12 protein-coding genes are annotated in these 15045 nt (G+C 53.1%); all 12 read left to right on the top strand.

Translation table 11 applies throughout. The features are described from left to right. Nucleotides 1-8: 8 nt before the first annotated feature. The 12 genes from VEV40_RS12340 (at nucleotide 9) to VEV40_RS12285 (ending at nucleotide 14807) form a co-directional block, all read left to right on the top strand. A complete protein-coding gene (locus VEV40_RS12340) occupies nucleotides 9-1061 on the top strand; it encodes a hypothetical protein (protein WP_324832681.1) in 1053 nt (350 codons plus the stop codon). Nucleotides 1062-1127: 66 nt separating this feature from the next. Then, a complete protein-coding gene (locus tag VEV40_RS12335) occupies nucleotides 1128-2198 on the top strand; it encodes a hypothetical protein (protein ID WP_324832680.1) in 1071 nt (356 codons plus the stop codon). Nucleotides 2199-2259: 61 nt separating this feature from the next. Beyond that, nucleotides 2260-3636 carry an O-antigen ligase gene (locus tag VEV40_RS12330; protein ID WP_324832679.1) on the top strand — a complete coding sequence of 459 codons (1377 nt, stop codon included), beginning with the start codon at nucleotides 2260-2262 and terminating at the stop codon, nucleotides 3634-3636. Nucleotides 3637-3764: 128 nt separating this feature from the next. After that, a complete protein-coding gene (locus VEV40_RS12325) occupies nucleotides 3765-4973 on the top strand; it encodes a glycosyltransferase (protein WP_324832677.1) in 1209 nt (402 codons plus the stop codon). A 22-nt stretch (nucleotides 4974-4995) separates the two neighbouring features. Then, nucleotides 4996-5910 carry a glycosyltransferase family 2 protein gene (locus VEV40_RS12320; RefSeq protein WP_324832675.1) on the top strand — a complete coding sequence of 305 codons (915 nt, stop codon included), beginning with the start codon at nucleotides 4996-4998 and terminating at the stop codon, nucleotides 5908-5910. A 23-nt stretch (nucleotides 5911-5933) separates the two neighbouring features. Further along, on the top strand, nucleotides 5934-6980 hold the full coding sequence (locus VEV40_RS12315; protein WP_324832770.1) for a glycosyltransferase family 2 protein: 1047 nt from the start codon (nucleotides 5934-5936) through the stop codon (nucleotides 6978-6980). 80 nt (nucleotides 6981-7060) lie between these two features. Continuing rightward, nucleotides 7061-7765 carry a WecB/TagA/CpsF family glycosyltransferase gene (locus tag VEV40_RS12310; protein ID WP_324832673.1) on the top strand — a complete coding sequence of 235 codons (705 nt, stop codon included), beginning with the start codon at nucleotides 7061-7063 and terminating at the stop codon, nucleotides 7763-7765. Between the two features lie 70 nt (nucleotides 7766-7835). Continuing rightward, a complete protein-coding gene (locus VEV40_RS12305; RefSeq protein ID WP_324832672.1) occupies nucleotides 7836-8300 on the top strand; it encodes a transposase in 465 nt (154 codons plus the stop codon). A 160-nt stretch (nucleotides 8301-8460) separates the two neighbouring features. Beyond that, nucleotides 8461-11694 (top strand): alkaline phosphatase family protein, encoded by a 3234-nt coding sequence (locus tag VEV40_RS12300; protein ID WP_324832671.1) that lies wholly within the window; start codon nucleotides 8461-8463, stop codon nucleotides 11692-11694. Between the two features lie 144 nt (nucleotides 11695-11838). Further along, a complete protein-coding gene (locus VEV40_RS12295) occupies nucleotides 11839-12888 on the top strand; it encodes an endo-1,4-beta-xylanase (RefSeq protein ID WP_324832669.1) in 1050 nt (349 codons plus the stop codon). Between the two features lie 30 nt (nucleotides 12889-12918). After that, nucleotides 12919-13569 carry a class I SAM-dependent methyltransferase gene (locus VEV40_RS12290; RefSeq protein WP_324832668.1) on the top strand — a complete coding sequence of 217 codons (651 nt, stop codon included), beginning with the start codon at nucleotides 12919-12921 and terminating at the stop codon, nucleotides 13567-13569. 104 nt (nucleotides 13570-13673) lie between these two features. Continuing rightward, nucleotides 13674-14807 (top strand): aminoglycoside phosphotransferase family protein, encoded by a 1134-nt coding sequence (locus VEV40_RS12285; protein ID WP_324832666.1) that lies wholly within the window; start codon nucleotides 13674-13676, stop codon nucleotides 14805-14807. Nucleotides 14808-15045: the final 238 nt, after the last annotated feature.

Below are 15045 nucleotides of genomic sequence, written 5' to 3'. Positions count from 1 at the left end.
TTTCCGATATGCCTGACAAAATGCCCGTGGAGCCTATTGCTGTTCTGCCTGAAGAGAAAGCGCGCGTGCGAACTACCATGCAAGCGCTTCTTGAACAGCTTGAGTCGAACCGAGTACGGCACTATGCGATCGACACCGGAACGGCTGAGGTGTCCATAGCAATCCATCCGGATGATATAGGCACATTAAGACGCGCCTGCCGGACTCTGGAACAAGTGAGGCTCATCCGGGCCGAAGGGACGGACGGTGAATCGCGGATCATTCTAGAGGACACCGCAAACGGGAAGCGCCGATACTCCGCCATCCGGGTGGTCCCCACAGCAAATGACCCGGAGATTGCACGGAGTCGGCGGTACTTGAGTGGTGTTGCATTGGGCTTGTTCAGGTGGGTTCGCGCCTGGCTTCGTCCTGACGGTCTGTTCTGCGTGGTGCTGGGTCCGGATGGCGTAGGAAAAAGCACAACCGTTCGACATTTGCAGCTGGAGTTGCAGACCCTTTTCGGCTCCTGTAAGAAACAACGGTGGAGACCCGGCATAATCCGAAAGATCGCCCCTGACAGCTCCAACCGCATGCCCCACTCGAAGCCTTTGCGCGGGCGCATCAAATCCACACTCTTTGTCTTTGGGTTGGCGCTGGATTTCAGTCTTGGATATGCGGTTTCCACCTATCCTGCAATGGCGAGATGCGAAACGATTATCTTCGACCGCTATTTTCATGACATCCTCATCGATCCCCGGCGTTACCGTTATTCCGGTTCCATGTGGCTCGCACAATTCCTCAGCCGGCTCACCCCGCCACGTAATGCCTTATTCATCATTCTCGATGCTCATGAAGATGTAATTCTGAGTAGAAAACAAGAGCTGACTCCCCACGAGCTTAGGCGGCAGCTGGGAGCATATAGGACCTTCGGCACACAAGCGCCAGGCTCAATGATCATCACCACCGACAAACCGGTCGATGAAACAGTCGCGGAAATCATCGATAAGATACTCGACGTTCTGGCTTCGCGGAATGGTAATGGTTCACGATATCGCGAACGAGCGGTCTTGAACCTGACATAATTCAGCGGCTGTCCGCCTGCAAATTTATAGGACCCTCAGGCATTTGCCCTGCAAGTGATTGGAACTGTGAATAACGAATCTCAGATCGACTATCTGCTGCAACTAAGCTTGGGATGCGCTAACGATTCGGAGACACTGCTGCCGGATCTGACGAAGGCGGACACTCAAGAAAAGGCAAAGTTTCTCTCCTTAGCGAATTCCCATCACGTCGTGATGCGTGCACTCAATCCACTTCGCGAGCGCGCGCAGAATGTGGGAAATGTTGAGATCGCGGATTGGTGTGACGAGGCCCTGTCACGCGAACGAGCAATGATCGCAAACTCGCTCAAGTTCCTGGCGGACATCTGTCAGAAACTTGAGAGCGCAGGAATTCAAATTACGGTCATTAAATCACTCGATCACTGGCCTGACTTAGGTAACGATCTGGATCTCTACACCCCGAGTCATCAGGAGGAGGTCAGCCGGGTCATGCGTCAATCCGTCGCTGCCCAGCTAAAGTATCGTACGTGGGGCGACCGGCTCGCACACAAATGCAATTTTGGCGTACAGGGACTTGCCAAATCGGTCGAAATACACCATGGCTGCCTGGGCCAGACAGGAGAGCACATAGCTCTGGCCAGGAGATTCTACACGCGTCGCATTCCGCAGAGGATTGCGGAGTACACTTTCATGATTCCTGCGCCGGAAGAGCGAATCATTGCGGCAACCCTTCAGCGCATGTATCGCCATTTCTACATACGCGTATGCGATATCGTAAATACGCACGCCATACTTGAATCCGGGAATCTTGATTTTGCGGAGCTGCGATCTGCGGCGGACACTGGTGGCATCTGGCCTGGAGTCGCCACCTATCTGCGAATCGTAACGGAGTATGTCCGATTCTTTCGGGGAACCGCCTATGAACTGCCATCAGAAGTGCTGGCCGCGAGCCGATTCGGAAAGAATCAGGTGTTTGTACGTGGTGTATGGTTGCGGGTGCCCGTGCGACGGGCAGCGCGATTGTATGGCCGGCAAGTCTGTCAGATGGCCAATCGCCGCGATCTGTATGGACTGCTACGTCTAAGTCTTTTGCCGCCCCTTGCCTCAGCGGCGCGCCTTTCTTACATGCTTACAGGCAATCCCAGCGGGATCTGGTAGTTGGAAATGTTACGGCTCAAATGACTTTGGTCGTGGAGTTCTGCTGTATACAGAGATTTTTATGTGGAAACGCTTGGAAATGATCTTTGCGGTTTGTGCGCTTTTGTTCTGCGCCGGAGCCTTCGTGCCGCTCTTAAATCAAAACCAGCAAGTTTCCGATGTGCCGCCTCAAAATAAAGTGACTGCCGCGGTTCAGAAGCAGGCGCGTAACGAGAGCAGCGATCCAACAAACGCTAATCCCGCAATATTGGCCGGGCAGATAATTGTTTACGCAGTAGTCGCGGTACTGCTGCTGTTTCATCGTCGCGAAGCTATACGTCAACTGCGCGACACGAAACTAATCTGGGCGGTCGTCGCCATGGCTTTCGTTTCGGTGCTGTGGTCGCAAGTACCGGGCTTCGCGTTACGGCGGTGCTTGAACATGGCAGCAACCAGTGGGTTTGGGCTTTATCTTGCTTTCCGTTATTCCCCGCGACAATTGTTGCGGCTTCTGGGTTGGGCATTTCTAGTTGCCATCGTCTGCAGCATCGTGGTCGTGCTTATCCGCCCTGACCTTGGAGTTGATTCAGCCTTCACCAATTTTGGGTGGAAGGGTATCTTCGTGCAGAAGAACACGTTTGGTCGATTTATGGCGCTCGGCGTTCTCGTGTTTTGGTTCTTGGCATTCGAAAGCAGGACGCATCGTTTTGCGTACGGCGCTGCCTCAGTCCTCTGCGCGTGCATGATTTTCGCAACGCGCTCAGCTACCTCCGCCCTGTCAGTTCCTATTTTGCTGGGCCTGATCTGGTTATTCGCACTCGCCCGCCGACGCTCTTTGCGGCTGGTACTTACGTCAACAATCATCTCGATGATCGGGATTTCATGCTGCCTGATGCTGTTTGTTGACCCAAGCAATATTTTTTCGCTGGTCGGGCGCGATTCCACAATGTCGGGGCGGCTTGAAATATGGAACGCGGTCATACCGAAGATCATGGCGCATCCGTGGCTGGGGTATGGATACAGCAGTTTTTGGCTGGGGATGGAAGGCCAATCTTCCGCGGATATCTGGTCGATACTGCGCTGGCCTGTGCCCCACTCGCACAATGGATTCCTCGATCTACTAGAAGAGCTTGGGGTGGTGGGCCTGGGTCTTTTTCTCGCAGGCTTCATCATGAGCCTCAGGCACGGACTTCAGTGGGCGCGTAATCAGCGCACAGCAATCGGGCTGTGGCCGCTTGCGTATCTGAGCTTCATGTTCCTCTTCAACCTGAGCGAGGGATCCATTTTGAGACAGGACAATCTCTTCTGGGCGCTCTACATAGCTACCTCCGTATTTGTGGTGGTCAAAACAAAGGAACTGTCGCCAGAATTACTGCAAGACTCTTTAACTCAAATCGGGACACCGATGCCACCTCAATATGCACCTCTAGGGCGTGCCAGCGAAAATGCCATGATGTAAGTCTGCCAGTAGCCTGCTAGACAGAACCAGCGGGCATCTCCCGTAAACAGAACGCCAATTTTTAAACACTTTAACTCTTAGTTTTTTCCGACTAGCCGAAAGCGCAATCATATGGTGTTGCAATCGTGATGAATACATTCAGCATTGCGGCGCGTAAAAACCGCCCATCAGTTCTGATATACCGCACCACCCTCCTCCCGCTTTCCGAAACATTTGTGCTTTCCCAACCCGAAGCTTTAGAGCATTTCACCCCATACTTTGTGGGATGCAGCCGGGTGGATGGCCTTCGGACTCCAGAGGGGAGGTCTTACTTTATTGGCAATGATGGCGCCCTCGGCCATGCACACAAAATGATGTATAAGGTTTTTGGTTTTGCACCTGGTTTGATGCGTGAATTGCGCCGTCTGAACCCGGTGCTGGTTCACACACATTTCGGGGTAGACAGTGTTCAGGGATTGAGATTAGCCCGTCGACTGGGAACTCCTCTGGTAGTCACCTTTCATGGCTATGACGCAACGATGAAAGAAGAGTATGCGCGCTCATTCTCTTATGACTTTCGGCGGTACCTGCGTTGGCGTCCAATCATACAAAAGGAGGCTTCTCTTTTTGTCGCGGTCTCAGAATTTGTTCGTAGCAAACTGATCGAGCAAGGTTTTCCGCAGGAGAAGATATCTGTTCACTATGTAGGAGTCGACACAGAATTGTTCGCTCCGGACCTGTCCGTCCCACGCAAGCCCATCGTGCTCTTTGCCGGACGTCTCGTAGATAGCAAGGGCTGCGACTATCTCATTCGGGCAATGGCTCTGGTGCAGCGAAAGATGCCGGATGTCCGGCTCATCGTTATCGGTGATGGGCCTCTTCGACACGAATTGGAGCAAATGGCATCAGCATGCCTGCACAACTTCAGTTTTCTGGGCGCTCGCTCTCAGAGTGAAGTGCGTCACTGGATGAATCGCGCCAAAGTGTTCAGCGTTCCCAGCTTTACCACTCCAATGGGAACCTCTGAAGGATTTGGCCTGGTGTTCGCTGAGGCGCAGTCAATGGGTCTTCCGGTCGCAAGTTTCGCTACCGGCGGGATCCCGGAAGCGGTTGCACACGGAGTCACAGGCTTATTGGCACGGGAACGCGATGTGGAGAGTCTTGCCAGCAATATAAGCGCACTGTTCAACAATGATTCTTTATGGCACCGCTTCAGCGCAGCCGCCATAAGGCGAACGCGCGAACAATTTGACCTCAAGGAGCAATCGGCGAAGCTGGAGGAAATGTATAGCCGGCTGCTTACGCGCCAATCCGTGGCTACCATCCGTAACTCCGTTTCAATTCCCTTGCAAGGTTAGGGCACATTACGAGTCACGCCGAATGCAATCAAAATCCAATCCATTGATTTCCGTTGTGATTCCCACTGCCGGGCGGCCTGTACAAGTCGCTGCAGCCGTGAATTCAGCTCTGCAACAGACCTTTAAAGATCTGGAAGTGATCGTCGTCATCGATGGGGATGATCAGAGTCTAGCCGCCCTCAAATCCGTGGACTCCCCGCAATTGCAGATATTGCAATTGCCAAAACAAGTGGGAGGCGCACGCGCCAGAAACGAGGGAGTACATGTGGCTAAAGGAGAATGGATAGCCTTTCTGGATGATGACGATGCATGGGTTCCAGAAAAACTGGAGAGGCAGCTTGCAGTTGCGCGGGCATCTAGGATGCCCGATCCTATCGTTTCCTGCAAAGTAATGGCCCGTACACAGACTGGAGAATTTGTATGGCCACGGAAACTTCCCTCCGAGCCGCTTTCGGAATATCTCCTCGCACGCAACTCGTGGAGACAGGGTGAAGGACTATTGCAAACCTCGACCCTTCTTACAACCAGGAGATTACTGCTGGAGATCGGGTTCGAGGATGGTTTGCGAAAACACCAGGATTGGGATTGGCTGCTCCGGGTTGTCAAAATGCCGGGAGTCGGAATCGAATTCATCGATGCTCCCTTGGTGATCTGGAATCTGGCATCGTCTCCCAGCAGCGTGAGCAGAAAATGTGATTGGCAAGGTTCCCTGGCTTGGATCCGCCAGCGGCGCGAGTTGGTTACGCGTCGCGCTTACGCGGCATTTATTGCGACATCGATTGCATCCCAGGCCGCCAGGCAACGCCAATGGAGGGCATTTATACCGCTTCTGACCGAAATGTTTCGACTTGGCAGCCCCAAGGCTATCGACATTTTTCTCCTAATGGCGATGTGGTTTGTGCCCGGTACATTACGTGAACGGCTGCGCACGTCTTGAAAGGCAATTGCAGCTTGCAACCTATGACAAATCTTCTAACGATCGGACTGCCTGTCTTTAACGCAATGCCTTTTCTGGAAGAAAGCATGGAAAGCCTGCTCGGGCAGACAGATAGAGATTTCGCGATCCTAGCTATCGATGACGGATCTATAGACTCAAGCCTCGGGTATCTGCGCTCTATACGGGACCCGCGCTTGACCGTCGTGACGCAGGCACACCGCGGCCTGACGTTCACATTGAATCGAATGCTATGCGAGGTGACCACGCCGTGGTTGATGCGCCATGATGCGGATGACGTGGCATTGCCTGAACGGGTCGCCATCACTAAGAAGGCCATCAGACAGTTCCCGGATGCCGGAATGTTCTACTCCGAAGCTCGCTACTATCAAAACGGACGCAGTATTGGAACTTTCCGCACGACGAGAGCTACGCCTGATCAACTCCGTCAGATCACGAGTCGAGGATATTTGCCAGCCATATGCCATCCTACCGTCACGCTAAATGTGGAAAAGGCAACAGCATTGGGAGGCTATCGTTTCGATTTACATATTGAGGACATTGATCTGTGGTGGCGAATGGCATTGTGCCATGACATCCGGTATCTGCCAGAAATAACGATATACTTTCGGCACAACACTGCGAGCGTATCCACAGCCAATCTGGAATGTCAGTCGATCAACACGCTCTATGTACAGTATCTCCTTCTGTCGCATCTGCATGATCTGCCCGCTCTCAGCTATGAGGATGTGCGCGACCATTTGGCGCGAGATGTAGACAAACCGAGACTGTTATGCCGCGAAGAAATGCGCCGCGCCAATATTTTCTACAGTCAGAACTATTACTGGAAGGGGTGCAGGCATTTGGCGAAGGCTGTGAGGGCACATCCGCTCTATTTTATTGGACGTGTGCTTTATGAATTGCGTCGCAGCGAAGCTGTCTTCAATGGGGAAGATCCCCAAAAATTCCTGGAGCAATGTGATGTGCTATGGCCAGAAACGGGAGATTCGACAGCCCGGGTCAATTCCACAATAGCGATATCCAGCAATACAAAGAGGGTGGAGTGCGCATGACAACTAGTGTTGCAACTCCGATTACCCCTCGAGCTTCAGCGCGCATGGAGGTTCTAGGCGTTCAGGTCGAGGCGCTCAGCATGGCTCACCTCAACTCAATTGTTGCGGACGCCGTTGAGAATAGCAAACACATCATCGTAGCCAACCATAACCTTCACAGTATCTACCTATATCATCATGACCCAAAGATGCGATTGTTCTATGCCGCCGCGAACCATATCCATATCGACGGCATGGGGGTTATCGGCTTGGGGAGATTACTGGGCAAACGTTTGAACCGTGACCACCGAGTTACATTTGTTGACTGGATCGGGCCTTTGGCAAAGGCAGCCGCGGATAATAGTTGGCGAGTTTTCTACCTGGGATCCCGGCCCGGTGTGGCAGAAACAGGAGCTGAAACTCTTCGCCGCAGCTACCCGGGATTGCAAATTAAAACTGCTGATGGCTTTTTCGATCCAGATCCGGGCTCGGCAGAAGCCCAGGCTGTAGTCGATATGATTGAGGCGTGGCATCCTCACGTGCTGATTACGGGGATGGGGATGCCGAGGCAGGAACATTGGATTTTAGACCATCTAGATAAACTTTCGGCCAACGTCATTCTGAACGGAGGAGCTGCTCTGGATTACTTCGCCGGAGCAATTTACACGCCGCCGCGCTGGGCGGGGCGATGTGGCTTCGAGTGGCTTTTCCGGCTCATGGCAGAGCCGCGACGGCTCTGGTTTCGCTACCTTATCGAGCCTTGGTTTATTACTTACAAGCTATTGGTTGAGATAGCTTCGAGATGACTATCCACTCAGAGGTCCTATGAGTAAATCGGGTCTGACTTTGATTGGACGGAACCGCGGGAAGGGCGCTATGTCGACGCGGCAGCAAATGTCATGCTCGCCAATTTGCTTCGAGAAATACGGAAGGAAATCGCGACGCGAACTGTTTCTCGATGCAATGAACGAGTTAGTGCCATGGGCGGAATTAGAAGCCATGGTAGAACCGCACTATCCTAAGTCCCTTAATGGGGGCCGTCCGGCTGGGCTTTCGGTCATGTTGCGTGTCTTTTTTGTCCAGCAATGGTTCAAGGTGTCCGATGCCGGGGTGGAAGAAGCCTTGTACGATTCCGCCTCATTGCGGCGCTTTGCGGGGGTTGACCTAACCCGCGCTCCCGCACCGGATGTAATAAATGTGAGCCGGTTTCGCCATTTGCTTGATGCTCATGAGCTAGGCGACAAAATTATTGATACGGTATCTCGCCATTTGGACGAGAAGGGTATCCGCGTCAGTGCTGGATCCATTACCGATGCAAGCATTATGTATGCGCCGAACTAACCTCACACCTGTCCCAGTCAAAACCTAAAAAGTCGTTTGGGCACGGCTCTGGCTATGCGGACAAGCCGTGCAGCCGGATCACTGTCTATTCAGAAACCGCACTTGTTACGTGGCGTGAAACGCCGCGTTGAACGATTAACATTGTGTCTTTTTGTCAGGGGTGGCCAAATTGAATACAGAAAATGCAGGTGATGTCTCGACATTTCAGCACGACACGCAACCCGTGACGGGGAGTGGCCGTCATCCCCGCTTTCGTGGACTTATTTCATGCCTGTGTTGCGCTCTGGCCTCTGTGCTTATTAATTGCGCCTTGATTCCCGGACCCATCGGGTGCGGGATTACTGTCAATGCTCATTCAGATCCTGGGACCGCCCCACCGACTACTCCTCCGACCGCTCCTCCAGCCGATCCTACAGTCACACTGACTTCAATCAATCCTCAATCGGGCAGTACTGCTGGAGGAACTTCGGTGACCCTTACGGGAAGCAACTTCGTTGCCGGAGCAACAGTCAACTTTGACAGCAGCCCTGCTACGAATGTGACCGTGGTAAATGCCTCGACCATCACTGCTGTTACGCCGCCTCATCCTGCGGGCCAAGCCAACGTAACGTTAGCGGAGCCAGACGGTCAGAGCGCTACGCTCGTCGGTACGGTCAGTCCATTATTGAACCCCGGATTTGAATCAGGCGCGGTCAACTGGGTTCAGGCTGGGTCCGGAGGAACAGTCACAATCGCTAATAATTCCGCCAACGCTCACAGCGGCAATTACTATGCCGAATTGAGCGCGCCGGTTGCCGGCGCGCATGCCGTTCTGTATGCAGCCGACGCAAGCAACAAAGCGTTATATGTTCCTGTTAATCCAGGCGACGTCATCATGTATGGCGGCTGGGGCTATTACGTATCCGGTGATGCAAAGGCGCGCTGGGGCATTGAGGTCTCAGACAGTAATAAGGCGAATCCTATTTATGTGTCCGCCCCTCCATTCAACGTAAAAACATCGTCGTGGACCGAGTTTCAGAATAGCTATACGGTGCCGGCCGGCATGTCCTTTGTCCGCCTTTATTGCGAGGTTGGCTCCGGCACTGTCCCCGCCGTGGACCGCTTCGACGACGCTTTTCTAGGACGGGTCATTCCTGGCGGTGGATTCAACTATGTTGCGCCGCTCGCTCCGCCCGTCATCAGCTCAATTTCGCCAACCCAGGGATCAAGCAGCGGCGGTGACACCGTCACCATTTCAGGCTCCAACTTCGCCTCTGGAGCGAAGGTTACATTTGGCGGCGCAGCCGCGACTGCCACGGTTGTCAACAGCACCACAATTCGCGTGACCACACCCGCGTCTGCCCCAGGTTCGGCAGACGTCGTCGTGACAAATTCAGATGGGCACAGCTCCACGCTGGCGAGCCTACTGCATAACCAGTCGTTTGAATCAGGGCTTACTTACTGGCAGTCTTCTGGTTCAGGTGGCACGGTTAGCCTGGGGACAACCACTGCGAACGCGCACATAGGCACACACTATCTTCAATTGGCCTCAACCGGAGGAACGAGTCATCCAGTCGTATATGCGTCTGCCGCCAATGGATCTGCGCTTTACTTTCCTGTGACCCCGTTACAGACGGTCAGCTTCGGCGGCTATGCATATCTCGTTTCCGGAAGCTCGAATGTTCGCTGGGGTCTGGAGATTACTGATGCCAACAAGGCCAATCCGACCTATGTATCTGCTCCGCCCTACAGCGCTTATGAGCCTTACTGGGTGTCGGAGCAAGGCTCCTATACCGTTCCTACCGGTAAGAGCTTTGTGCGGCTCTATGCCGAAGTAGGGTTTGGTAGCACTGCGACTACCGCGCGTTTTGATGACGCATTTCTTCAGGTCGGCTCCGGTAACTCCAGCGGCTTCACGTTCCTGGCTCCTCCCATTATTACCTCTGTGTCGCCCAACTGGGGTGCTCCGGCCGGCGGAACAACGCGCACGATTTACGGGACCGGCTTCCGGACAGGGGCCACGGTTTCATTTGGCAATCTCGCCGCCTCAAATGTTCAAGTTGTCAGCGCGAATGCGATTGAAGCCTTCGCCCCGGCGCAGGGTGCTGCAACCGTAAACGTCACGGTAGATCAAAGCACACAGTCTAATTCACTCCCAAATGCGTACACATATAAAGTCCCGCCTGCGCCACCGGCAGCGATGCTGGGACTGAAACACATCATCTACGAGCTGCAAGAGAACCGTTCCTTCGACCAGTATTTTGGCCTGATGGATGAATATCGTGCGACGAAAGGCATCAATGACAACGCTGTTGAAGAGCGCAACAACAGCATCAAACTTCCGGATATATCCGGGCAGCTCGTCGCTCCATTTCATTCCCAGACAGGCTGCCAGGAAAACCTTCCACCGAGTTGGAATGCTTTGCACTACGACTACGACGGAGGGAAGATGGACTTCTTTATGAAGTCAGGAAACGCCTTGGGCAATTCCACATATGACCCTAATGGTCACCGCGCCATCGCATATTTTGATTCGACCGATCTACCGTATTACTACAGCCTGGCGTTTCAGTTTGCTACGAGCGATCGATGGTTCTCTCCAATGCTTGGTCCTACTGATTCAAACCGGATGTATACCTATGGGGCCACCTCTTTGGGATGGGTCGCAACACCACATCCACCAACCGGCGGGTTTCCGAACCTCACCATCTTCGACCTATTGGATCAGGCGGGTATTTCATGGAAGTACTATTACCAGTTTACTTCGCCTCTGCATATCACTTACTGGTCCATTTATCAGAAGGACCCTGGAAAGTTCGTTCCCATTTCTAACTACTTTAATGATGTGAAAAGTGAAAGCACTTTCCCATCTGTAGTGTTCATCGAAGAGGGCGAATACGATGAGCATCCGGAACCTAACGCTGGCACAAATGGTCGCACCGAAAACGTCCAACAGGGCGCAACTGTCGTCAAGTCATTCATTGATGCTCTCATGCAAAGTCCGACTTGGAAGACATCAGCGTTCATCCTGACTTGGGACGAGGGTGGCGGTCTTTACGATCATGTTGCCCCTCCGGCGATAACACAGCCCGACGGAATTCCGCCCCTCATTACCCTTGGGCAGGATGCGCCCGGACTATTCAACATGGCTGGGGAACGGCTGCCTGTTGTCGTGGTTTCGCCGTGGACAATTCCGCATTTCGTCTCCCATGTAGCTCGTGATCATACGGCGATTCTCAAGTTCATCGAGACGCGCTTCAGCCTCCCGCCGCTGACTTCGCGTGACGATGCAAGCGACAACATGACAGAGTTCTTTAATTTCTCGTCGCCGTCTTATCTCACTCCGCCCACGTTGCCGGCGCAGCCCACTTCTGATTCGTGCAATCTGGGGCTGGAGGCTACGCCTGGCCCGTAGTCTCAGATAGCAAGCCAGACGGGAGATGGCGTATTTATAGGACCTCATCATGGAGAAACAATGGCCTTCAATCCAGTGGAAAATGCCATAACACAGAGCAGAAGACAATTCTTGTTGACACTTTCCGGGGTAGCTGCAGGCGCTATGTCGAACGCTCTGCAACCTCACTTGAAAGCGGTCTTCGCCGCCGAGAATCGTCTGCGGGATCTCGCCGCAGAGAAGGGGTTGATCTACGGTTGTGCGGCCACTCAGGACTTTCTGCAGAGCGACCCGCAATTTGCTCAGCTTGTAGCGGATCAATGCGGGCTTCTGGTGCCGGAAAATGCGCTGAATTGGAAATATGCCGAGCCGAGCTCCGGCCAGTTTGACTTTCACCTCGGCGACTGGATGATGAACTTTGCCAAAGAGCACGCCATGAAGTTTGGCGGGGCCAGTCTGGTATGGAACCAGGCGCAGCCGCCGTGGATCAGCAGCCTGACCCAGCAAAACGCCAGACAAGTGATGCTGGATCGCGTCACACGCACGATCAGTCACTATCGCGGGCGGGCGTTCTCCTGGGCCGTAGTCAACGAAGCAACAGCTTTTCGCGGCACGGGAGCGGATTTGAAGGACACTCCCTTTCTGCATCTGGTAGGGCCGGATTATATTCCGGCATCGTTCCGGGCCGCTGCGGAAGCCGATCCCGCAGCGCTGCTCATCTACAACGAAAACCGCCTCGAATACGATGATCCCGATGGCAATTACCGGCGCGCTACAGTGCTGAAACTACTGAAAGGCTTCATCGCAAACAAGGTCCCGATTGGCGCTTTAGGAATTCAATCCCACCTGCGCACCGGGGGCGCGCCTTTCAGCGGCAGCAAGCTGAAAGATTTTCTTGGCCGCGTCAGCGACCTCGGCCTGAAGATCGTGGTGTCTGAGCTGGATGTGACGGAAAAGGGGCCCGAAACAAAACTTGCCGATCGCGACCAGGCCGTCGCGCAGGAAATCGATCGTTATCTGGGTGTAGTGTTGCAGGAAAAGTCAGTGGTTTACGTAGTTACCTGGGGCCTGACCGCACGCTATAGTTGGCTGACAAATTATGCGCCAAGGCCGGACGGTCAGCATGTGCGTCCATTGCCTTATGATTCGGACCTCCGTCCGACGCAGGCTTGGCAGGCTCTGGCAACGGCTTTCGAACGAGCCCCCCAACGCTGATCTTCTCTGACTGAAAGGAGTGTCTGCATTGTGAGCCTAAAGCAGATCTATGCCGCGATTTATAAGCCGTTCTTTAAGAAATTTCGATCGGAGCGGCTACGGTACATGTGCGAAATTTGCGGTATCTCGGAAAATAGTAGGGTCCTGGATGTAGGTGGAAGTTACTACACATTCTGGGTGTACTGCCCAATAAAGCCCCGAGTGACGCTCCTCAACCCGAAGGCCTCCTGGTTGGAATGTGATGAGCCTACGTTTTCTACGATGATCGGAGACGGCCGAGCTCTTCCGTTTGAGAACAACAGCTTCGATATAGTAGTGAGCAACTCGGTCATTGAGCATTTAGGAGAATGGCGGCAACAGAAAGTCTTCGCTGAGGAGATCAGAAGAGTAGGGCGCAATTACTGGGTGCAGACGCCTAATCGAAGGTTCTTCATTGAGCCTCACTTCCTTGCGCCTCTCATTCATTTTCTTCCGAAGAGGTACAGAAAACTCCTTGCCCGCTACTTCACTGTATGGGGTCTTACAATCAAGCCGACTCCCAGGCAAGTGGATGAAATGGTAGAGGAGATCAGCCTGCTGAACAGACCTGAAGTAGAAAGGCTTTTCCCAGACGCCAGAATCATCTGCGAAAAGTGGTGCGGGATGACAAAGTCGATTATTGCTTGCAGACTTCAGTCGTAAGTCCGCTGAGTAACAGTCAGCAAAAGTTTTTGCAATTCAGATCACAGCTTCAAAGTGGTTTACCTGGAGCTGAATCGCAGCTTGAACGTCTGAGGTGAGGCGCAGTGGAATCCATTGTGCAAAGAGCAAACGATCTATATCTATTTCGCGAACTTTCGCGGCTTGGTCCGGAGGCGCTTTTGCATGCTGCGGGCCTGACGCCCGCTCAGGCGCAATCACGAGTGCACGTGCGGGCCCTCAAACGGCCGGGCATTCATCCTGTCGGCGTCGTGCACATGACCGATGGCTTGGTGAAGCTATGCCTTTTTGCCAAGGTCCAGAAAGCGGATTACTGCGGTGCCCAGAATCTAGAGCGTGAGTTGCATTATCTCTCAAGTGTGTCGCCGCGAATTACTGCCGAGAACCCGGCACTCCGGTCGCCTATTCCGGTTGTCTATTACCCAGAGCAGCGTCTGCTGCTTATGGAATTTGTTCCTGGGCACTCGCTTAAACACCACCTGTTCGACCTAAAGTTCACTATTGGCAGGAGCGACAGGCATGATCTTACCGAACTGCTCTTGAATGCTGGTCGCTGGTTGGGGAGCTTCCATAGACTGACGCTCCAGAGTACTTGTGGCAATCCTCTGGAATGGGTCTTGCAGGAATTTGAAAGCAAGCGAACGCAGGAAGCCTTTCTCTACTATTCACAAAAATATTTCTATGACGAGATGCTGTCTATCTTAAAGAGATATCTCGATCAAAACCCGAACTTTCGACGTACCCTATGCAATGTGCACGGTGAATTCACGCCTATCCACGTGATGGTTGCTGATGACGCGATTTACGTGATTGACTTTGGAAATAGTCGTCTAGGTTATCCCTATGAAGATGTCGGTATGTTTGCAAGCTTTTACGATCGACTTCTACCCTGGCGCAGGCTTGCAGGCTCAATGCGTATCGGACTGCAAATGCAGAAGGAACTATTTCTTCGTGGGTACTTCGAGCAAGGGCCTTCGGCTTTTAACGAATCTGACCGAGCGATTATGCGATGGGTGCGGCTCATCTCGTTCGGTCGCATGCTGAACGCTGGACAAGACAGTTCCACTGGATGGGGAAAGTGGATGTATTCGCGTCTGACTCTAAGAGCGCTGCATAAGAGGTTTGCAACTCTCTGCGGTACTGAACTTGCAGCACTGAGAGAACTACGTCCGGATACCTTCAACGAAGATTCTTTTGTTGACCATTCTGCTTGCGGCTAGCTCTCTTATCAATGCCAGGCGCTCGACAGGTCAGTTAGAACTGTTCATTACCCATCATTATCTCTAATCGGTTTTGATCGGAACTCGGGTGAACTGTGGATCAGTGAGTCCCCCACGTCCCTTGTGCGGCTTTATCTTCTGCATGGCCGTTCTATTCTGCTCAATTGACGGACCCGTTGCCTACACAAACCCGTGAGATTTCTTCCAGTATCAGCACGCTCATTCACTAAAACATAGA

The organism is Alloacidobacterium sp. (assembly GCF_035631355.1).
Classification (GTDB): domain Bacteria; phylum Acidobacteriota; class Terriglobia; order Terriglobales; family Acidobacteriaceae; genus Alloacidobacterium.
This window is presented reverse-complemented; position numbering and strand designations above follow the sequence as displayed.